Origin of the sequence: Micromonospora sp. NBC_00858, from assembly GCF_045207365.1 — a bacterium.
In the GTDB taxonomy this organism is placed as follows: domain Bacteria; phylum Actinomycetota; class Actinomycetes; order Mycobacteriales; family Micromonosporaceae; genus Micromonospora.
Map to the genome: position 1 here is coordinate 1,229,003 of NZ_CP108828.1, position 21,307 is coordinate 1,250,309.

17 protein-coding genes are annotated in these 21,307 nt (G+C 68.9%); 8 read left to right on the forward strand and 9 right to left on the reverse strand.

What is annotated here, in order from left to right; translation table 11 throughout:
• Positions 1–133 precede the first annotated feature (133 nt).
• Both OG990_RS05925 and OG990_RS05930 read left to right on the forward strand, forming a co-directional pair.
• A complete protein-coding gene (locus tag OG990_RS05925) occupies positions 134–901 on the forward strand; it encodes an SDR family NAD(P)-dependent oxidoreductase (RefSeq protein WP_406079290.1) in 768 nt (255 codons plus the stop codon).
• Positions 902–1,120: 219 nt separating this feature from the next.
• Positions 1,121–2,974, forward strand: a complete 1,854-nt coding sequence (locus OG990_RS05930) for an AMP-dependent synthetase/ligase (protein ID WP_406079291.1) — start codon at positions 1,121–1,123, stop codon at positions 2,972–2,974.
• Positions 2,975–3,234: 260 nt separating this feature from the next.
• Here the strand turns inward: OG990_RS05930 and OG990_RS05935 are convergent, their stop codons facing one another.
• On the reverse strand, positions 3,235–4,113 hold the full coding sequence (locus OG990_RS05935) for an oxygenase MpaB family protein (protein ID WP_406079292.1): 879 nt from the start codon (positions 4,111–4,113) through the stop codon (positions 3,235–3,237).
• A 241-nt stretch (positions 4,114–4,354) separates the two neighbouring features.
• On the opposite strand from OG990_RS05935, the gene OG990_RS05940 reads away from it, so the two are divergent.
• From OG990_RS05940 to OG990_RS05950, 3 genes are all read left to right on the forward strand, one after another.
• Positions 4,355–4,825: a DUF4334 domain-containing protein gene (locus tag OG990_RS05940; protein ID WP_406079293.1), complete on the forward strand. Its 471-nt coding sequence runs from the start codon at positions 4,355–4,357 to the stop codon at positions 4,823–4,825.
• Between the two features lie 25 nt (positions 4,826–4,850).
• Positions 4,851–5,945: an NAD(P)-dependent alcohol dehydrogenase gene (locus OG990_RS05945; protein WP_406079294.1), complete on the forward strand. Its 1,095-nt coding sequence runs from the start codon at positions 4,851–4,853 to the stop codon at positions 5,943–5,945.
• 293 nt (positions 5,946–6,238) lie between these two features.
• Positions 6,239–7,456 (forward strand): oxygenase MpaB family protein, encoded by a 1,218-nt coding sequence (locus OG990_RS05950; protein WP_406081665.1) that lies wholly within the window; start codon positions 6,239–6,241, stop codon positions 7,454–7,456.
• 15 nt (positions 7,457–7,471) lie between these two features.
• Here the strand turns inward: OG990_RS05950 and OG990_RS05955 are convergent, their stop codons facing one another.
• Together OG990_RS05955 and OG990_RS05960 are read right to left on the reverse strand one after the other, a co-directional pair.
• Positions 7,472–8,635, reverse strand: a complete 1,164-nt coding sequence (locus OG990_RS05955) for a TetR/AcrR family transcriptional regulator (protein ID WP_406079295.1) — start codon at positions 8,633–8,635, stop codon at positions 7,472–7,474.
• Between the two features lie 126 nt (positions 8,636–8,761).
• Entirely contained in the window at positions 8,762–9,958 is a 1,197-nt protein-coding gene (locus tag OG990_RS05960; RefSeq protein WP_406079296.1) for a TetR/AcrR family transcriptional regulator, read from the reverse strand.
• 184 nt (positions 9,959–10,142) lie between these two features.
• Between OG990_RS05960 and OG990_RS05965 the strand changes: the two genes are divergently transcribed.
• A complete protein-coding gene (locus tag OG990_RS05965; protein WP_406079297.1) occupies positions 10,143–11,357 on the forward strand; it encodes an acetyl-CoA C-acetyltransferase in 1,215 nt (404 codons plus the stop codon).
• A gap of 10 nt (positions 11,358–11,367) precedes the next feature.
• On the forward strand, positions 11,368–13,515 hold the full coding sequence (locus OG990_RS05970) for a 3-hydroxyacyl-CoA dehydrogenase NAD-binding domain-containing protein (protein WP_406079298.1): 2,148 nt from the start codon (positions 11,368–11,370) through the stop codon (positions 13,513–13,515).
• A 4-nt stretch (positions 13,516–13,519) separates the two neighbouring features.
• Here the strand turns inward: OG990_RS05970 and OG990_RS05975 are convergent, their stop codons facing one another.
• From OG990_RS05975 to OG990_RS05990, 4 genes are read right to left on the reverse strand one after another with little or no spacing between them, the layout of a single operon-like run.
• A complete protein-coding gene (locus OG990_RS05975) occupies positions 13,520–15,466 on the reverse strand; it encodes a GMC family oxidoreductase N-terminal domain-containing protein (RefSeq protein ID WP_406079299.1) in 1,947 nt (648 codons plus the stop codon).
• An 11-nt stretch (positions 15,467–15,477) separates the two neighbouring features.
• On the reverse strand, positions 15,478–16,218 hold the full coding sequence (locus OG990_RS05980) for an ABC transporter ATP-binding protein (RefSeq protein WP_406079300.1): 741 nt from the start codon (positions 16,216–16,218) through the stop codon (positions 15,478–15,480).
• Positions 16,215–16,970, reverse strand: coding sequence for an ABC transporter ATP-binding protein (locus tag OG990_RS05985; protein WP_406079301.1), 756 nt, complete (start codon positions 16,968–16,970; stop codon positions 16,215–16,217). The genes OG990_RS05980 and OG990_RS05985 overlap by 4 nt, the downstream gene beginning before the upstream one ends.
• Entirely contained in the window at positions 16,967–17,962 is a 996-nt protein-coding gene (locus tag OG990_RS05990) for a branched-chain amino acid ABC transporter permease (RefSeq protein ID WP_406079302.1), read from the reverse strand. Before OG990_RS05990 ends, OG990_RS05985 begins: the two co-directional genes overlap by 4 nt.
• A gap of 95 nt (positions 17,963–18,057) precedes the next feature.
• Between OG990_RS05990 and OG990_RS05995 the strand changes: the two genes are divergently transcribed.
• Positions 18,058–18,923, forward strand: a protein-coding gene (locus OG990_RS05995; protein WP_328426520.1) for an IS5 family transposase whose coding sequence is annotated in 2 segments (ribosomal slippage) — positions 18,058–18,391 and positions 18,391–18,923 — 867 coding nt in all. Because the reading frame shifts where the segments join, the coding sequence is not laid out codon by codon here.
• Here OG990_RS05995 and OG990_RS06000 read toward each other — a convergent pair.
• On the reverse strand, positions 18,907–19,842 hold the full coding sequence (locus OG990_RS06000; RefSeq protein ID WP_406079303.1) for a branched-chain amino acid ABC transporter permease: 936 nt from the start codon (positions 19,840–19,842) through the stop codon (positions 18,907–18,909). The two genes, OG990_RS05995 and OG990_RS06000, sit on opposite strands and share 17 nt — an antisense overlap.
• Positions 19,843–19,917: 75 nt before the next feature.
• Positions 19,918–21,108 (reverse strand): ABC transporter substrate-binding protein, encoded by a 1,191-nt coding sequence (locus OG990_RS06005; RefSeq protein ID WP_406079304.1) that lies wholly within the window; start codon positions 21,106–21,108, stop codon positions 19,918–19,920.
• Positions 21,109–21,307 lie beyond the last annotated feature (199 nt).

Genomic DNA, 21,307 nt, shown 5'->3' on the forward strand with positions numbered 1-21,307 from the left:
AATGGGATCGGACACAGCAGACTTTGCTGGCGGCATCGGCGGCGCGCGTGGAGATGGGTCCGCGGGTCGTCGACGGGCAGGGCGTCGCGGCGCTGGGTTCGTGGCGAGATCTCCACAGAGAGGGAATCCGACGATGACCATGGTCAAGGGACTACTTCAGGGCAAGGTCGCCTGGGTGACGGGCGCCGGCCAAGGCGTGGGAGCGGCGATCGCCGAAGGACTGGCGGAGGCCGGCGCGTCCGTGATCCTCCAGTCGCGCCGGTTGGACGCGCTGCAGGCGGTGCGGGACAAGATTGTGGCCAACGGTGGCACGGCGGACATCGTCACCGGTGACGTCACCGACGAGTCCACTGCCGACGCCGTCGTGGCGTTGGCCCGGCAGCGATGGAGTCGCCTCGACATCCTGGTGAACAACGCCGGGATCAGTCCGGCGCTGCAACGCAGCGAGCGGCTGAGCGTCGCGGACTGGCAGCAGGTGATTGACACCAACCTGTCCGGGGTGTTCATCTGCGCCCGCGCCGCCGGCGCGTTCATGATCGAGCAGGGCGCGGGCAGCATCATCAACATGTCCTCGGTTCACGGCCAGGTTGGCCTTCCGCGACTGGCCGCGTACAGCGCCAGCAAGGGCGGAGTCGAGCAGCTCACCCGGACGCTGGCGCTGGAGTGGGCGGCTGCCGGTGTACGCGTGAACGCGGTGGCGCCTGGTTACCTGGAGACGCAGATGACGGAGGGATTGCGCAACCACGACCAGTGGTCGAAGCGGTTGCGCGAGCGAATCCCGATGGGCCGGTTCGGCCTGCCGCGTGAGGTTGTCGGCGCTGTCGCGTTCTTGGCATCGGACGCTGCCAGTTATGTCACCGGCAGCGTCTTGCACGTGGACGGTGGTTGGACGGCGCAATGACAACCGGCGGTCCCGGCCGATCTGGTTAGTCTGCGTTCGTCCACCGATCACACCTGAGACTCAGGTGAGCACGTACTCCCAATCGCTCCTTCCCAGAAAGTTAACCCTCGTTTACAGTGCTGTCATGGGCTGCGGCGCCCTCGACGGCACCACGATGAGGGGTACGCCGGCCTTAACTCACGCCACCACCAGGCCCGGTTACGGTTGAAGGAGTACCTCATGGACCCTGCCGACACCCTTGCCGACCAATGCGCCAAGACGGCTGCCGACCTGACCATTCCCGCCCTCCTACACCGCAACGCCACCGAGTTCGCCGACTTGCCTGCGCTGACCACGCTCAACCGCGACGACACCCGCACCTGGGCCGAGTTGCGCGATGAGGTCGCCGAGCTGTCCGGCGGCCTGGCCGAGATCGGCCTGGAGTCAGGCAGCCACATGCTGATCATGATGTCCAGCCGGCCGGAGCACTGGCTGATCGACCTCGCCGCGGTCCATCTCGGCGCGGTGCCCTCCACGGTCTACTCGACGCTGAGCACTGATCAGCTGCGGTACCTGGCGGTGCACAGCGGCGCCCAGGTGCTCGTGTTGGAAGGCGCCGACGAACTGGCCCGCTGGCGTTCGATCCTGCCGGACCTGCCCAAGCTCCGCCGGATCGTGCTGGTCGACGAGGCCGAGACCAGCGGCACGACCCCGGAGATCGTGCCGCTGTCGCAGGTACGTTCCCTCGGCCAGGCCGCGCACCAGGCCGACCCGGACGCCTTCGAACGTCGCTGGCGCGAGGTCCGACCCGAGCAGCCGGTGACGCTGCTCTACACGTCGGGAACGACCGGCGACCCGAAGGGCGTCGTGCTCAGCCACCACAACGTGATCTACCAGGCCGTGGCCCTCGAGGCCACCGTGCCCGTGCCCAATCACGCGCCGTCGGTGGCCTACCTGCCGCTGGCCCACATCGCCGAGCGGATGCTGGGCATCTACAACACCATCTACCGTGCGGGTCACGTGACCATCTGCCCCGACCCTACCCAGCTCATCGCAACCCTGCGCGCGGTCGGCCCCGCCTCGTTCTTCGGCGTCCCGCGGATCTGGGAGAAGATGGCAGCCGGCGTACAGGCCCATCTGGCCGCCGCGGAACCGATGGTGCGGGACGCCTTCAGCGCCGCGAGCGCTGTGGCCCTGGAGGCGTACGAGCTGCTTGCGGCGGGCAAGCCGGTGCCCGACGAGTTGGCCGCCCGGGTGGCGCAGGCCGAAGCCACGGTGCTGCGACCGCTCCAGTCCACGCTGGGCCTGCAGAACATGGTCTGGGCCGGCAGCGGCGCCGCCCCGATCCCGGTCGACGTCCTGCGGTTCCTGGCCGGGCTCGGCGTCGACGTGCTGGAGGTCTGGGGCATGACCGAGACCACCGGCACCGCCACCATCAACACCCTGGACCGGTTCCGTACCGGGACCGTCGGTCGGCCCATCTCCGGCATGCAGGCGCGCCTGGCTGCCGATGGCGAGATCTTCGTACGCGGGCCCTTGGTGTGCTCCGGGTATCTGCGTGGCGACGGCAGCGTCGAGCCGGCCACCGACGCGGACGGCTGGCTGGCCACCGGCGACGTCGGCGTGATCGACGACGACGGCTTCCTGACCATCACCGACCGCAAGAAGGAACTCATCATCAACTCCAGCGGCAAGAACATCTCGCCGGCGCACATCGAGGGGCTGCTTCGGGCGCATCCACTCATCGGTCAGGCGGTCGCGATCGGCGACCGGCGGCCGTACATCACGGCACTGATCGTGCTGGATGACGAGGTCGCGCCCCAGTGGGCGCGAGCGCACGGCATCAGCGACGCGCAGCTGCCCGGCCTGGCCGCGGAGCCGCTGCTGCTCGCCGAGATCCAGGCTGCCGTCGACGCCGCCAACGCCAAGCTCGCCAGGCCCGAGCAGGTCAAGACCTTCCAGGTGCTGCCGTCGGCCTGGACGCCGGAGTCGGGCGAGCTGACCCCCACCTTGAAGCTGCGGCGCCGCGTCATCGTCGATCGTTACAGCGAGAGCATCGACACCCTCTACCAGTCGGCAGGCGCGGCTCGTTGAGTCCTCCACGCGAGGTTGACGGGTGAACAGCCTGAGTCGTCAATTCGCCGGCAGGTAGGAGGCTGTCGGGGGCGGCGGGTCGTCCGCCGTGGGGTGGTGGAACTGACCGATGACGAGCGGGCGTGCCTGAACCGCACCGGGTTTGGTCATGCTCTGACCCTTGTGGAGGGTCAGGCCATGTCACGCCCTTCCCCGCCAAGCCCTCAGGCGCGACGCGTCAGGTCAGACCGGCAGTCCGGTTGCTGGTACGGGCGGGCCAGTCACTTCGGGTCGTGGTCGGGCGGCGGTGGTGGCGGACCCAGATCTGCGGGCTGATACCCCTGGGGATAGCCGGGGTAGGTCCGGTTGTGCGGCGCGTGTGTCAACCGGCTCGCGGTACGCGGTGGCAACAGCCGCACCACCGCGGCCCGAGTGCGCAGCCCACCGTTGACCACTCCGGACATCCAGCGCGGCGCGGCCGGGAACCCGAAGGCGGCGCGTAGCTCGGCGGGAAGCAACGCGAGCACACCGAGCCGCGCGGCCCGGCGCAGCGGCGCCGGGTACCACGAGCTGAACAGGCCCAGGGTGTAGGTGCCGATTCGCTGATTGGTCGGGGCGTAGCGGAACGTGGCGCGCTCGTACTCGCGCTTGAAGTCCCAGAACGCGTCGAAGTCGTCCGGCACGTCGCGGACGCCCATCCGCGCACCGACCGCCCGGTAGTAGTGGAACGCGGCCAGCCGCTCGTGCTCGTGCAGCCGACGCCAGCCGAACCGGTCCAGCCACTCGATCGGCTCGTACACGAACGTGGACAGCACGTAGAGCATGTCGTCGTTGGAGATCGGGTACCGGCCGTGTACCCGGTTGATGACCCGCAGCGCCTGCTTGCCGCGCGGCGAGTCGTACCCGTGCTCCGCCATCTCCGCCATCAGCAACGCGGTGTCGTCGTACCTCTGCTGCGCGCGGAGCCGGAACTCGCCGGTCGCGTCGAGCAGTGCGGAGATGCTCGGTACGCAGTACGTGCGGAACAGTGCGAGCTCCAGCGCCCGTTGGTAGTCGAAGGGGAACTCGTACCCGACCGAGATCCGGTAGATCTCGTGATGGTCGCGTACCGGATCGAGCGCCTCGATTCGATGCAACCAGCGGTATCGACCGCCACCCATCGCGACCACCTCCCAAGCAGATTCGGCGACGGCGCGGCTCGTGTCCAGGCCGGGTGTGGCGCCCTGGCCGAATCGAATCACTTCTATGAGATGGATGCAACGGACGTCGTCATGTCCGAATCTTCGTCACCTGGATCTTCACGGCCCTGCGGAGACTTGATATTCGATATTCGATGTCTATCCTGTCAGCCGAGGCCGGTGTCGCTACCCACGCTCCGGCGTACGGCGAGAGGAAGCCATCATGAACGCGAGCAAGGCCCGAGCCCGCTTCTCCAAGCTGCGCCGACAGGATGGCCAGATTTCCGCCGCCGAACTCGACGAGATCTGGTCCGGGTTGGACACTGTCCGCCCCGAAGAGATCCTCGGCGAGTGGAAGGGCAGCGAGTTCGACACGGGCCACCCCGTCAACGGGCAGTTGGACAAGGTGAGGTGGTACGGCAAGACCTTCGTCACCCTCAAGGACGTCAAGCCGCTGATCTGCCGGAACGACGAGGGCGAGCTGTACTCCAACACCGTGCTCGGCAAGGGCGAGGCGAGCCTGTGGACCGTCGAGTTCCGCGGCGAGTCGACCGCGACGATGGTCTACGACGGCCAGCCGATCTTCGACCACTTCAAGCGAGTCGACGAGAACACGCTCATGGGAATCATGAACGGCAAGAACTTCTCCGCCGACGGCCCGTTCTACTACTTCGTTCTCGAGCGCGTCGCCTGAGTTCGCTCGAACGAAGGAGTTGGTCATGCGGATCCGAGCAGCCGTCACCGACACCCCGGGTGGACCGTTCGTCATCCGGGCCGTGGATCTCGAAGCCCCACGGCCGCACGAGGTGCTGGTCAGGATCACCGCGGCTGGCATGTGCCACACCGACCTCAGCATGCAGGCGATCTGGCCCCGGCGGCTCACACCCATGGTCTTCGGCCACGAGGGGGCCGGTGTGGTCGAGGCGGTCGGCGCGGAAGTGACCGGCCTCGCGCCGGGCGACCACGTCTGCCTGACCTTCAACAGCTGCGGTCTGTGTGAGCAGTGCGCGGCCGGCCACCCGGCCTACTGCCACTCCCAGCGGACCCTGAACACCTCCGGCCGCCGTGGCGACGGCACCACGCCGTTGTCCCGCGACGGCGCCCTCGTACACGGTGAGTTCTTCGGCCAGTCCAGCTTCGCCACGTTCGCGGTCGCCCATGAGCGCAACGCCATCCGGGTTCCTGCCGACCTGCCGGCCGTCGTTGCCGCGCCGTTGGGCTGCGGTGTGCAGACGGGGGCGGGCACCGTGTTCAACCGTCTGCGCCCCGAGTCGGGCGGCTCCCTGGTCGTCATCGGTGCTGGCGGGGTCGGACTCAGCGCGCTGATGGCCGCGATCGTCCTGGGCTGCGACCCTGTCATCGTCATCGAACCGGTCGCCTCGCGACGCGCCCTGGCCACTGAGCTCGGCGCCAAGGCTGCCCTGGACCCGAGTGCGGCCGACGACCTCGTCACCACCGTGCTCGACCTCACCGGCGGCGGCGCACACCACATCGTGGACACCACCAGCCGACCGGAGATGCTCCGGCAGGCCGTCAGCGCCCTGCGGCCCCGGGGCGACCTCGCCCTCGTCGGCATCGGCACCACAGTCGCCTTCGACGTCATGAGCCTGCTCAGCAAGGGGATCCGTGTCCACGGCGTGATCGAGGGCGACGCGGACCCGGCGCGCTTCATCCCCGCACTGGTCGACCTTTACCAGCGCGGCCTCTTCCCGCTGGATCGGCTCATCGCCACCTTCCCCTTCGAGAACATCGGTGACGCCGTGGCCGGCATGCGCGACGGCACTGCGATCAAACCCGTCCTCACCTTTGGCTGAGGGACAGCGCCAACGCATAGTCGGGTGACGGTGCCCGCCCGCTCCACCTCGACGACTGCCGCCCGGCGTCGGAAACACCCGTCGCCCCTGTCGCCCCGTCCGGGCCGCCAAGCCGCCCGCCAGCTCGAAGTTGATCGATACGACTTTGCGTCGAACATGCCCTCTTGCCGGCAACGTGATGCTCATCTATGTTAATAGAAAATCACACACCCGGATGACTTGAAACCTGCTCGTAGCACCTCCGCAAGCCGGTGTTCAGGGCGCTGTCCGGCCGACCGGGAGAAGACGTGCGAATGGAAAATCTCAGCAGAAGAAGCATCCTGACCCTCGGTGCCGCGCTGGGTCTGGTGGCCGCGACGGAACCTGCCAAAGCGTGGGCGTGGTCGTCCGCCAACTCGATCGCCGGCACCGACACGGTCACCGACCCGTGGGAGGTCTGGGACGACGACACCGACCCGCTCCTCGTCTCGCTGCTGGACAACAATCAGATCCCCGCCGTCAACAACGCGTTCAAGTCGTGGAGCAGGAACGGCGACCCGCTGCCCAGCGGCCTGCCGCCCGCGCTCACCACCTACCTGAGGAAAGTCAACACCCTGCCGGCCTGGGCCGACCCGGCCAAGCTGGACCGGGCCGCCCAGTTCAACAAGCGCATGAGCATGTACCTGTTCCTGCTCTACGGCCTGGGCAGCGGAATCATGAGCACGGTGATCCCGCGGGAGGCCCGCAACGTCTACTGGTCCGAGGGCGGCGCCGACATGAAGGCGCGTGCGGCCAAGACCTTCACGTACGGTTACGACCTCAACGCGCCCGACGCCTTCAAGCCCACGGGCTACTTCATGGTCACCTCCCACAAGACCCGCCTGACGCACGCCGCGGTGCGGCACCTGCTGCCGCAGTCAGCGAAATGGCGGGGCGTCACGGACCACCCAATTCCGATCAGCAACGGCGATATCCTGATCACCTTCCACAGCCTGGGCACCTATGTGCACCGCAAGCTGGTCGAGTGGCGTCGCTTCGGCCTGCGGATGTCGACAGCGGAGGAGGAGGCCTTCCTGCACATGTGGCAGGTCGCGCTGCACCTGCTGGGCGTACGGGACGAATTCATCCCCGCGACCTGGGCTGCCGCGGACGAACAGTCGGAGTACGCGCTGACGCCGCTCCTCGCTCCCACCCGGGAGGGCATCGACCTGGCCGACATCCTGCTGAACCTGACCTCATCGGTCGACCTGGGCGTCACCAAGGGATTCCAGCGCGAGTTCGCGCGCTACCTGCTGAGCGACGAGATCGGCAACTGGCTGCAGCTGCCGCGCCACCTCGTCTCGCGTGGTGTGATCGAGGTCGGTTGGCCGACGTACATCAGGTTCCGCGAAGGGTTGTCGCCGGTCATGCCGGAAACCTTCACCATGTTCGATCGGTTCGTGCGCGGCCTGGCGATGCTGTTCCTCAACAACGGCAGCTCACCGACCCAGACTCCCATCACCATTCCGACTGTGAACCGGCCCGGCAGCTGAGTGGACGACCCCCGTTCACAGGGTCAGGGCGCCGGTTACCAGGGCGGTGACCGCGTCCCGGTGGCCGGGGGCGTCCTGCCATCGCAGGGCGCGCCCGGCCTCGACCACCACGCCGAATCCCGCATGGACCAGCAGCCGGGCCTGTCGCGGGTCCAGCTCCGGACGGACCGTCCGTAACTGCTGCTCCCAGACGGCGATGTGCTCACGCTGCGCGAGGATCAAGGGCCGCCGCAGGTCGGCCGGAAGACTGGCGACCTCGGCTTCGGCGACACTGTTGAGCGCATTGTGCTCGAAACAATAGGCCACGTACGCCGCCGCCAGCGCGACCAAGGCCTGACGCGGGTCGGCCGCCTGATGAAGGCTCCGGTCCACAGCTTGGGCCAGCAGTCCCGACGCCTGCAGACAAGCGGCCACCAGGATGTCGACCTTGCCGGGGTAATGGCGATAGATCGCGGACGGGGCGAGCCCCACCGCCTGAGCGATCTGCACGTTCGTGACGTTGGCGAACCCGTCCCGCGCGAACAACGGGATGGCCGCCGCCAGGATCTCCGCGCGCCGGGTGCGCGGCACGGGCTGGGCGGGCAGTTCGACCAGGCGCGCCGTGCCGGCGGTCGCCGCCGGATCGGTGGCGACCACGCCCATGGCGGATGCCAGCAACAGCTCTTCGATCCGGCGTTGGGCGATCGAGGTGTGATGCATCGTGATGGACCCGATCACTCCGAGGGCCGCCACGGCCCGCAGGCGCTCGTCGGGCAGCGGGTACTCGCACCGCACCATCTCGATCACCCGCCCCACGACGTGCGCGAACTTCGTCCGGAGCAGCCGGCGGTCCGCACGCTCGAGGTACCGGGCCTCCCACCGGTAGAGGCTGCCCGACGCGCGGTGCGAGACCGTGACCCGAGTGAGGGCAACAAGTACATCCTGCAGGGCCGCCTCGGGCGGCCACTCGTCGATGACCGCGACGAGATTGTCCACTATGAGGTTGGCGCACTCGGCGAACAACGCGTACTTGTTCGGGAAGTGTCGGTACAGCGCCGGCGCGCTGATACCCACGACGGCGGCGATCTCCTCCATGGACGCCCCGTGGTAGCCGCGCTCGCTGAACACCTGGCCGGCCGCTTCGACGATGACCTGCTTGCGGTTGCGCGGTCGGGTGGCGGCAGTCGGCCCGGTGGTCACCGGACCAGTCGATCAGACGTGGGTGGGCACGAGAGCATACGTGCTAGTCAATCACAGCACCATTGAGGCCCTCGAAGTCTCGGCGGGCCTGGAGTGCGTGCGCGATATGACCGGGTTGGCCGCTGGTCAGGCCTGTAGCACTGCGAGGGCGAGGCGGGCCGTCTGGGCGTCGTAGCCCTCGGTGCGGTCGAAGCGGCCGAGCCGGCCGATGTCGGTGATGACGTTGAGCGCGGCGTGCACGAGCACGCGGGCGTCGGCTACCGGCAGGTCCGGTCGCACCGTGCCCACGAGTCGCACCCATTCCTCGACGTGCAGGCGCTGCGCCCCGCGCAGCTGGTGACGGTCCTCGTCGGGCAGGTTGTTGTTCTCCGCCAGGTAGACCGCGACAAGGTCGCTCTGGCCGAACGCATAGGCGACGTAGGCCTGCACCACCCGGCGCAGGGCGTCGGCCGGGTCGCTCGCCTCGGCGATCGCCGCGATCGTGGTACCGGCGAGGCGGTCGGCGGCGCGGTAGTAGGCGGCCGCGAGCAGGTCGGCCTTGCTGGGGAAGTGTCGGTACACGCTGGAGGCCTGCATGCCGGCCGCGCGCCCGATGTCCTCGACGGCCACCGCATGGTAGCCGTGGCGGTGGAACAAGCGGATCGCCTCGATCAGCAGCAGTTCACGGCGCGACGCCGGGCGCACCGGCGCCGTGCCCGGCGTGGCACGCTGTTGTGGCGGCAACTGGGGCGCGTCGGCCCGCAGCAGGGTCCAGGCGACCCGGGTGAGCAGCTGCTCGGTGTCGGTGCCGGTTGCCGCCGCGCGGTAGGTGGTCACGCTGCCGAAGGCGCTGAGCGCCGCGTTGACCAGCAGTTCCGCCTGTCCGGCAGTCAGCTCGGGCCGTAGCTCGCGCAGGGGCCCGGCGAGGCGGCTGATAAGCGTGGCAAGGGTCGCGGCGAACTCCTGCCGATGCTCGGGGGTGAGGTAGCGGCCCTCCCACTGGTACAGCCCGGCGACGCGCCGTTTGCTCACGGCGATTCCGGCGAGCGTGCTCAGCAGTTCGTCGAGGACGCCTTCGGTGGTGCTCGTCAGCGGGTCGGCGGTCGCGGCGAGCATGGCGCCGACGACCTCCCGGGTGGCGTGCACGAGGATCGCGTACTTGTTCGGGAAGTGCCGGTACACCGCCGGGCCGCTGATGCCGACGACGGCGGCGATCTCGTCGACGGAGACCCGGTGGTAGCCCCGCTCGCAGAACAGCTCGGCACCGGCCAGTGCAATGCGGTCTTTGCGGTCTTTCGGCCGCTTCGTCGCTACGGGGCCCGTGCCGCTCGCTGCTGGTCGCACCCCTACACGTTAGCCCCACCTCGCGAGAAGGCTGCGGCGACGGTCGGCCTTCTCGCTCGCCGTGCGGGGACGAGGCCGAAGGCGGCCAGCGCGCTTCGCGTGCCGAGGCTCCTTGACAAGCCACCGTGAACTCCACGAAAGTTAGGCTGAATTCGCATCCGGGCGAGCAACGAGGAGCTTGGCCATGACGACCGAGGCGTTCATCTACGACGCGTTGCGCACACCGCGCGGCCGGGGGAAGCCGAATGGATCGCTGCACGGGGTTAAGCCGGTTTCGCTCGTCGCTGGTCTGATCGAGGAGACCTTGCGGCGGATGCCGGGCCTGGACCCGGCGCTGATCGACGACATCGTGCTCGGGGTGGTGTCCCCGCTGGGCGACCAGGGCGCCGACATCGCCAAGACCGCTGCCCTCGTCGCCGGCCTGCCCGACACGGTGGCCGGCGTCCAGCTCAACCGCTTCTGCGCCTCGGGCCTGGAGGCGGTGAACATCGCCGCACAGAAGGTGCGTTCCGGCTGGGAGGATCTCGTGCTCGCCGGCGGCGTCGAGTCGATGTCCCGGGTGCCGATGGGGTCTGACGGCGGGGCGTGGGCGCTGGATCCGGAGACCAACTTCCGCACCGGCTTCGTGCCGCAGGGCGTCAGCGCGGACCTTATCGCGACCCTCGACGGCCATGACCGCGACGTGGTCGACGGCTACGCGCTGCAGTCGCAGGCCCGGGCGGCGAAGGCGTGGGCCAACGGCTACTTCAACCGCTCGGTCGTACCCGTGCGGGACCGCAACGGATTGGCCGTCCTCGACCGCGACGAGCACATCCGGCTGGACTCGACCGCCGAGGGTCTCGCCGCGCTTCGTCCCTCTTTCGCTCGCATCGGTGAGAAGGCCGGCTTCGACGCGGTCGCGCTCCAGAAGTACCACTGGATCGAGCGCATCAACCACGTTCACACGGCGGGCAACTCGTCCGGCATCGTCGACGGCGCCTCGTTGGTGGCCATCGGCAGCGAGGCGGTCGGTGCGCCCGCCGGTCTCACCCCGCGGGCGCGCATCGTCGCTACCGCACTCAGCGGTGCCGATCCGACGATCATGCTCACCGGCCCGGCTCCGGCCGCTCGCAAGGCGCTGGCCAAGGCTGGCCTCGGCGTCGAGGACCTCGACCTGGTGGAGATCAACGAGGCGTTTGCGGCCGTGGTCCTGCGGTTCGTCGCTGACCTGGGCCTGAGCATGGACATCGTCAACGTCAACGGCGGTGCGATCGCGATGGGGCACCCGCTGGGGGCCACCGGAGCCATGATCCTCGGCACGCTCGTCGACGAGCTGGAGCGACGCGGTGGTCGCTACGGGCTCGCCACGCTCTGCGTCGGCGGCGGCATGGGCATCGCCACCGTCATTGAACGAATCTGAGGAGTCACGAATGGTCAACACAATCCGGTGGGAGTACGGCGATGACGGCATCGTCCTGCTCACCCTCGACCACCCCGGGCGTTCGGCGAACGTGATGAACGACGAGTTCAGCGCGAGCCTCGTGGCGACGGTGGATCGGCTCGAGGCCGAGCGCGACCAGATCGCTGGCGTGATCATCACCTCGGCCAAGAAGACGTTCTTCGCCGGCGGCGACCTGGACGCCCTGCTGCGGCTGACGCCGGCCGACGCCGAGGCCTCCGAGGCCAACACACGTCTGCTCAAGAACGCCGTGCGCCGGCTGGAGACACTCGGTCGTCCGGTCGTGGCCGCCATCAACGGATCGGCCCTCGGTGGCGGACTGGAGCTCGCACTGGGCTGCCACCACCGCATCGTGCTCGACAACCCCGCCATCGAGATCGGCTTTCCCGAGGTCACCCTTGGTCTGCTGCCCGGCTGCGGCGGCGTCGTGCGCACCGTCCGGCTGCTGGGCGTGGCCGACGCGCTGGTCAACTGGCTGCTACGCGGCCAGCGGCGCCGACCGCAGGACGCACTCGCGCACGGGTTGGTCAACGAGATCGCCGCCCAGGAGGCGGGCATGATGGACGCCGCCCGCGCCTGGATCGCTGCCAACCCCGACGCGACGCAGCCCTACGACCGCAAGGGCTACAAGATTCCCGGCGGAACCCCGTCCACCCCGGCGCTCGCCGTCCAGCTACCGGCCATGCCTGCCACTCTGCGCAAGCAGCTCAAGGGCGCGCCCTATCCCGCCCCACCCAGCATCCTCGCCGCCGCCGTCGAAGGTGCGCACGTCGACCTGGACACCGCCTTCAGCATCGAAGGGCGGTACTTCACGGAGCTGGCCACCGGCCAAATCTCCAAGAACATGATCAAAGCGCTCTTCTTCGACGTGCAGACGGCCAGCTCGCGGGACGTCGGTGAGGGCCACCCGCCGGTGCAGCGGGTGGCTGTCATCGGTGCGGGCATGATGGGCGCCGCCATCGCCTACGTGTGTGCCCGGGCCGGGATGCAGGTCGTGCTCAAGGACGTGACCGTCGAGGGAGCACTGCGGGGCAAGGCGTACTCGGTGGGCCTGCTCGACAAGGCCGTCGCCCGCGGCGTGTCCACACCGGACGAGCGCGACGCGATCCTGGCCCGGATCCAGGCCACCGAGGACATGGCCGACCTGGCCGGCGTCGACCTCGCCATCGAGGCGGTCTTCGAGGATCCCGCGCTCAAACACAAGGTGTACGCGGAGATCGAGCAGGTCGCGCCGGACGCGCTCATCGCCTCCAACACGTCCACGCTGCCCATCACGGTGCTCGCCGAGGGCGTCAGCAAGCCCGAGGAGTTCATCGGGCTGCACTTCTTCTCGCCGGTGGACAAGATGCCGCTGGTCGAGGTGATTCGCGGCGAGCGGACCAACGAGGCCACGCTGCAGCGGGCCCTGGGCATCGTACGTCGGCTCCGCAAGACGCCCATCGTCGTCAACGACAGCCGCGGCTTCTTCACCAGCCGGGTCATCGGGACGTTCACCAACGAGGGCGTGGCGATGCTGGCCGAGGGGGTGCCGGCGGCCACGATCGAGCAGGCCAGTAGCCAGGCCGGATACCCCGCACCGGTCCTCGCACTGATGGACGAGCTCACCCTCACCCTGCCCCGCAAGATCCGGCAGGAGACGGCCGCGGCGACGATTGCCGCCGGCGGCACCTGGCAGCCGCACGCCGCCGACGCGGTCATCGACCGGATGATCGACGGCTGCGGCAGGCCCGGACGCTCGGGCGGCGCTGGCTTCTACGACTACCGCGACGGCAAGCGGGTCGGGCTCTGGCCGGGCCTGCGGGACAATTTCGGCGGAACGAACCTCGACACGCCCTTCGACGACCTCAAGGAGCGACTGCTCTTCATCGAGGCGATCGAGTCGGTGCGGTGCCTCGAAGAGGGCGTGCTGCCCTCGGTGGTCGACGCCAACGTCGGCTCGGTCCTGGGCATCGGCTATCCGAGCTGGACCGGCGGCGTCCTGCAGTACATCAACCAGTACGAGGGCGGGCTGCCGGGCTTCGTCGCCCGCGCGCGGGTGCTCGCGGAGCGCTACGGTGACCGGTTCAGCCCGCCCCAGCAACTGTTGGCCATGGCCGAACGGGGCGAGCGGTTCGAATAGTTGGTCAGAGGGCGGCGGCGAGGCGTTGGGCGTTCATGTACGCGATGGCCTCTACGGAGATCATCGGGTTGACGCCCAACGACGCCGGGAAGGTGGACGCGTCGGCGAGGACCAGGTTCGGGATCTCCCAGGTGGCACCGTCCGGCCCGGCGACCGACGTCGCCTTGCTGCCGCCCATGCGGGCCGCGCCCATGATGTGCAGGGCGGCCATGGCGATCTGGCCGGGCGCGGTCCCCAAGGCGTCCGTGTACTGGATGAAGTCGTCGATGGAGCCCTTGCCGCGTTCCCAGATCTTGCCGCGCTGATGTCCGGAGAACAGCTTGAGGGCGCCGGCAGCCTCGACGATACGGGCGGCGCCCTCGATCCCGGCCCGCATGTGCGCGGCGTCGTAGTCGGAGATGCGGTAGTGCACCACGGGCTCGCCGTCGCTGCCGACCTTGACCTGTCCGCTGTCGCGGTCGCGGGTGATGATGCCGACCCCGCTGAGGTTCGGCAGCGATCGCATCTGGTCCAGGTGGGACTGGGCGCCCGTCCAGCTCATGAACGACACGGCGGTGGCCGGGTTGGTGGCGGCGGTCTCGTAGATGACGCCGTAGCCATGGCCGTCGAGATCGGCATGTTCGGTGGAGTACCGGGTCTGTATCCCGCCCTCCCACGGTCGGATCTCCTCGGCGAACACGCCCCAGACGCCGGTGGCAGGGTGCAGATGGAGGTGCCGGCCGATGTTCGGGTTGGTGAGGCCGGAACGGCGTAGCAGGGCCGGGGTCTGCACGCTGCCGGCGGCGGCGATCACGGCGCGGGCGTGAATGGTCACCGGGTGACCGTCGGCCGTGTGGCCGGCGACGCCGGTCGCCCTGCCGGCCTTGACGGTGACAGTGCGTACGTCGACGCCGACGACGAGTCGCGCACCTGAACGCTGGGCGTCGACGAGCCAGGTCTTGGTCGTGGACTGCTTGGCGCCGATGCGGCAGCCCAGGCCGCACCGCCCGCACTCGATGCCGGTGTCACAGCCGTCGACGTTGCGGGGCATCTCGTCGACGTGCCAGCCGAGCTTGGCCAGTCCGCGTTCCATTAGCGCGTCGCGGGACGAGATCTGGCCGTGGTCGCGGTTGACACCGAGCCGGGACCACACCGCGTCGAGGCAGCGGTCGTACTCATCCGTGGCGAACTGCGGCACGCCCAGCGCAGCCCATTCGTCCCGAACGCGCGGCGGGGTGCGAAACGACGTGGTGTAGTTGACGACGGTGCCGCCACCGAGGCACTGTCCCTGGAGAAGACTCAGCTGGCCCTCTGCGGTGGCTGCGGGGCCTGGAGCGTACAGCCGCGACAGTCCGGACAATTCCCCGCCGTCGAAGTCCTTGTCGTCGTAGTATTCGCCCTTCTCCATGACGATTACGTCCAGGCCGCGGCCGGCGAGTACGGCCGCAGCGGTGCCGCCGCCGGCGCCCGACCCGACGATGACGACGTCGCAGTCCAGGGTGGTCACCTCAGACGGGCGGAGCGGAGCCAGTACGGGCTCGGGGGCGTCGGTCCTGGTGCCGAGCGGGCCGGGGTAGCCGATGGCGTGCCACAGGGGCGAATGACCGGTCGGTCCTGGTGCCATGTAGTAGGACAGCGTGGCGGCGCCCTTGAGTGCCTGGAAGAGCGCCCGCTTGGGGGTGATACTCGATTCGGCCAGGGTGAGCAGCATCTGCTCGCGGCGCTGCTGGCTCTGTTGGGAAAACCGTCGTGCGCCTCCGCCGAGGATCAGTTGGATGGCGGGGGACTCCCACAGGTCCAGCAGCCGGAGGAATTGCTTGACCTCGGCGGCGCGAGGGTTGTGCAGGACCATCGCGGCCATGATGTCGACGGCGCCGAGTTGACTGGCCGACGGCAGGTCGGCCCCATCGCCCGGTGCGAATGTGTCGCAGATGCTTGCCAGGGCGGCGCGCTGTTTGGCAGATAATTCCATGATTTTTCCGTTCAGAGCGGTGGGTGGGGTCCCGCGTGGCCGGCGCCAGGCGCGGGGGCGGTACCGAAGTAGGCCTCGGCGACGCTGCGCCGGTCGGCGCGGAGTTCGGCGGCGGACCCGGTGAGCACGACTCGGCCGTGGTGAAGCACCATCGCCCGGTCGGCGATGGACAGAGCGAGGTCGATGTGCTGCTCGACGAGGACGAGACCGACACCGTGCCGGTCGGCCAGCGCTCGGATGCCGGGCAGCAGGGCCTGGACCGCGATCGGGGCCAGACCCATGCTCATCTCATCGATGAGCAGGACCCGTGGCCGGCAGACCAGTGCCTTGGCGATGGCGAGCATCTGCTGCTCACCGCCGGACAGCTGACCACACCGACGTGACATCAGTGGTTTCAGAGCGGGGAAGAGGTCGAGGGCGTGCCCGAGGCTGGAGCGCCACCCTCGGGCGAGGGCGAGATTTTCGCGTACCGACAGGTTGTGGAACACCCCTCGCGTGTCAGGCACCAGGATCAGGCCGGCGCGGGCATTCTGCTCCAGCCGTCCACGCAGCGGCCGGCCGAACGCGGTGACGGTGCCGACCATTGGCCGGATGACCCCAGCAGCGGTCAGCAGCGCCGTGGTCTTTCCCGCACCGTTGGGGCCAAGCAGGGCTAGGACCTCGCCCTCGGCGATGTGAAGGTCGAGCTCCCGGACGGCGGGGACACCGGCGTAGCCAGCCGTGACGCGGTGCAGTCGTAGGACATCGCTCATGGCACGAGCTCCGATCCGAGATACGCGGTACGCACAGCCGGGTCGGCGAGCACGGCGCGCGGCGTTCCGGAGGCGATGACGGCCCCGTAGTCCAGGACGTACACGCGATCGCAGATGTCAGCGACGAGGTTCATGTCGTGCTCGATGAGCAGCACCGCCCGACCCGATGCGGCGATGGCACGGACGTGGCCGCCGAATTCGGTGCTCTCGTTGGTGTCCAGCCCGGCGGCCGGTTCGTCGAGCAGGAGGACGCGAGTGGCGCCGGCGAGGGCTCGGGCGACGCCGACGATCTTCTGCCGGCCGAGGCTCAGCTCGCCAGGGCGGCGATCGGCGATGAAGTGCAGGCCGAACATCTCCATCACGCCGTTGACGTCGTGGTCGGGCCGGCGACGACCGGCAAGGTCACTCCAGAGGTTGTGCAGCGGCCCCCGGCCGGACGCGATCGCGATGTTCTGGCGCACGGTCAGGTCGGTGAAGAGCTCTCCCGCCTGCCATGTTCGGGCCAGACCGGTACGGCGGCGCTCGTGGGGCGCGAGCCGGTCGATCCGTCGTCCGGCCACGCTGATCGTGCCCCGGGCCGGGGTGAATCCGGTGACGGCGTCAACGAAGGTGGTCTTGCCGGCGCCGTTGGGTCCGATCAGCCCGACGACTTCGCTCTCGTTGACATGGATGCTGATGTCGTTGTTGGCCACAACGCCGCCGTAGCGGACGGTCAGGCCGGTCGTGGTGAGCAGCGGCTGGGTCTCACTCACGAGGTGACCTCCCGACGGGTGTGTCCGCGCAGCAGGCCAGTGGCGCCGCCGGCGATACCCGCCGGATTGAGTACGGCGGTCACGACCAGGGCGCAGGCTGCGATGAGGGTGTAGTACCGACCGAGGCCGAGCGTGCCGTTGAGCAGCGTGTAGAGCACGCCGAGGGGGGCGACGAGTCCGGCGATGAGCGCACCGCTGATTCGGGTGATCCCGCCGACGTAGGCCATGCACAGGACGCTGAGTCCCACGATGATGTTGAACGACTCGACCGACAGCTGTGAGCGGCTGTAGCCGATGAGGCATCCGCCGACACCGGCGAGGAACGCGGAGAGCGCGAAGCCAGTCAGTTTGACGCGGGCCACGTTGATGCCGGCGCTTGCCGCCGCCCGCTCGTTGGACCGGACGGCCAGAAACGACTGGCCGGTCGCGCCGGCCAGGATCCGGGCGACGGCCAGGGTCAGCAGGCCGACGATGACGATCACTGTGGTCGCGAACGCGGAGGTCGTCAGGTCGGTACCGCGGCGCACCGCCAGATCCCAGCCGAACAGGGTGGGGTCCGCGATGAGGTTGCCCTCGAACGGGGTCAGCGCCGGGTTGGCGAAGACGAGTTGCTGCAGGGCGACGGCACCGGCCAGGGTCACGACCGCCAGCTGCGCCCCGCGGACCCGCAGTGCCGGCAGGCCGACGACCACACCGACGAGCGTGGCAGCGCCGGCCGAGACCACGATCGACAGCGGGAACGGTATGTGCCAGGACATCGTCGCGCGGGACAGCAGAAACCCGGCGGTACCGGCGAAGGCCATGGCGGCGAGCGAGATCTGGCCCAGATAGCCGGTGAGCACGACCAGCGAAAGTGCGATGAGCGCCATGATGATCGAGGTGACGACGCCGAACCGCCAGCTGCCCGACGTCAGCCCGACGGCCAGGGCAGCCGCCCCGGCCAGCGCCATGGCCGCCGGCAACGGCCGTCGGGGCAGCTCTACTGCCGGCATGCGTACCGTGCCCAACGCACCCCGTGCGGGGATGTGCCGACCTAGGGCGTGTCCTGCCGATCTTGTAGTGGTTGATCGTTGACGATGTGCCGGTGGTGCGTCGTGGTGAGTTGACCGATGAAGCGTGGGCGGTGATCGCGCCGCTGCTGCCGGAGCCGGGCGGTGCGCGGGGGCGGTGGCGCGATCACCGTCAGGTCGTTAACGGGATCTTGTGGAAGCTGCGGACCGGTGCGCCGTGGCGTGACCTGCCCGAACGGTATGGGCCGTGGAAGACCTGCCATGAGCGGCTGCGGCGCTGGACGGCCGACGGGACGTGGGATCGGATCCTCGCGGCGGCACAGGTGCATGACGACGGGACACCGGTGCAGTGGACGATCAGCGTGGACTCGTCGATCGTGCGGGCGCACCAGCATGCCGCTGGCGCCCGCAAAAAGGGGGCTCCGCAACACGTGCGGCGACGCCTGGTACGCAAGATGGCGAGGCCATCGGCCGATCCCGCGGAGGACTGAGCACGAAGATTCACCTCGCCGTCGACGGACGCGGCAGGCCGCTGTCGATCCTGCTCACTCCCGGCCAGGCCGGCGACAACCCTCAACTGTTGGCGTTGCTGGACGCGATCTGCGTCAACGAGCCCGGACCGGGTCGACCCCGCAAACGTCCCGAGGTGCTGATCGCGGACAAGGGCTACGCGCACGACTCGACCCGCCGAGCGTTGCGTCACCGCGGGATCCGGCACGTCATCCCCGAACGATCCGACCAGGTCGCCCGCCGCGCCGCCAAGGGCAGCAACGGCGGGCGGCCACCAGCCTTCGACAAGGCGATCTACCGCAAGCGCAACGTCGTGGAACGCTGCTTCAACCGGTTCAAGCAATGGCGTGACCTGGCCACCCGCTACGCCAAACGCGCATCTCTCTACCGCGCCAGCCTCGTCCTCATCGCCGCCATCATCTGGCTTCCATGATCGGCAGGACACGCCCTAGGACGACCAACGCGACGATGACGAGCACGAACGGCACCACGTCGCCGAGGCCAGCCTGAGCCCAGACCGGCCAACCATCGAAGCTGCTCAACAACAGCAGCACCGACTGAAGGACGCCGATACCCACACCGGCCAGGCACGCGGTGATGATCGAGGTCAGGCGGGCCAGAAGGGCGGCGGCGAGGCCGGGCAGGACGTAGAACATGTAGCCGATCGGATCGAGGCCGAGTGTCGGGGCGGCAAGGACGGCCACCAGTGACGTCGCCGCGCCGGTGAGCAGCCACATGACGCTGGCCAGCCGGTCGGGCGACAACCCGGTCAGTCTGGCGGCGAGCTCGTCTTCGGCTCCGGCCCGGGTCGCCACGCCCCACCGGGTGAACCGGAAGTACACCGAGAGCACCAGCGCCACCGCCAGGGTCGCGACCAGAAGCACCAGGTCGCTGATGTTGACCACGGTGCCGCCCACGGACAGCGTCCGGTCGGTGAGCAGGGCGGGCGCGAGTACTCCGTTGGTCGAGAAGCGCAGCGGAACCAGCGCAGCGACCGCCAGCATCAGCCCGACCGATGCGACCACCTGTGACAACGGTGGTGCGGTGCGCAGCGGCCGGAACACCAGCCAGTGCGCGGCGAATGCCAGCCCGGCCGCGCTGAGCACGCCGAGCGCGACAGCGGGCCAGGCCGGCAGCGGTTGCGAGCTGAGCTGCACCGCGCCGATGGGAAACACGAGCGTGCCGCTCTGCCGCAGCTCGGCCACCACCCACACCGCCCACAGGGCCAGGGAGCCCTGTGCGAAATTGAGGACTCCGGTGGCGGCGTACAGGGACACGATGGACGCGGCGATCACGGCGTACACCGCCCCGCCGGCGAAGCCGAGCGTGACGAACAACAAGAGCTGATCCATGGTCGATTCCTTGTGCTGGCCCTGACATGGACGGTGGGCGACGGCGTGCGGCCCGCGCACGCCGTCGCCGGGGGCTTACACCGCGCCGGGAATGACGCTGACGACCTGGGGAATGGGCGTGATCCAGGTGTCCGTGACGGGCTTGATCGAACCGTCGGGCTGGACCACGAACAGCAGTAGTTGTGTGGTGCAGTTGGGTGAGGTGGCGCTGCCGCAGGTGACCTTGGGGCCGAGGAAGCTCGGGAAGCCCTTGAGCGCCTTGAGCGTCTTGAGGACACCGGGGCCGGTCAGGTCGGCGTCGGTGGCCGTGGACATCGCCTTCGCGAAGTTCATGAAGAGCGCGAACTCACCGAACGCGTAGTAACCGGCGGTCCCGCCGGACACGGCGGAGATGTGCTTTTCGGCCAGCGCCAGATCGCTCTGGACCTCCGCGGGTGCGTACCGGGCGGCGGCGGGCAGCCAGTTCGACGAGTACAGGGCACCACCGGCAGCCTGCTCCGGGGCACCCTTGACGTAGTCGGTGCACGCGGCGGTGAAGATCTCGCCCTGGTACCGCAACTGCCGCAATGCCTTGACCAGGGCTGTGCAGACGGCCTCGCTCGGCGCGGCGACCAAGCCGCCCACATCGGGGTTGTCCCGGGCGATCGTGGAGGCCACGGCGGTGAAGTTGGGATTTGTGGGGGAGAAATAGACGCCTTTGGCGTCGATCCCGAGCGCCTTGGCCAGTACCGGAAGGAGATTGTCGATGGTCTGGTGCGACGACGGGGTGTCGACGAGGGCCAGCGTCACCGATTTCTTACCTTCGGTCTTGAACGCCTGCAGCGCGCCGATGAGGAAGGCGGCCTGCGGTGCGGCGAAGAACACGCGGTTCTCCGCCTTGGCGCCGGTCACGGAGTCGAACGGAATCATGCCGACGAGCGGGATCTGCGCGGCGGTCAGGGTCGGCAGGGTCGCGCTCGAGGACAGGTTGTAGCCGTCCATGACGGCGACCACCTTCTTCTCGACGAACATGTTGGCACACGACTGTGCCCGCTCAGGTGTCGTGTCGGTGTCGCACGAGACGACCTCCAGCGGGTGGCCGTTGATGCCGCCGAACTCACCGTTGATGTAGGACAGCGCCGCCTTGACCCCGGTGTCGGTGCCCGGTTGGGGGACCGGCCCGCCGGACGGGTTGAGGAAGCCCACGGTGATCGGTGACTTGGACAGCGTGGAGGTCGTGCTCTGGGTGCTCGGGGTGTCCGAAGCGCAGCCGGTCGCGGCCACCATGGCGGCGACGAGAATGGTTGAAGCCCGGAGGACGGCAGGGGCTCTATGCATGGATCCTCATTTCGACGCGATGGTCGGTGCCGTCAACGGTTCGAGGCGGCCGACCGAACGGCTCTCCGTGATGCGACGGGCCTGTCCTGCGGTGTTCCGTCAGACGTCGCCGCTGGTGGCTGGCGGTGTCGGCGAATGCCCAGGACGG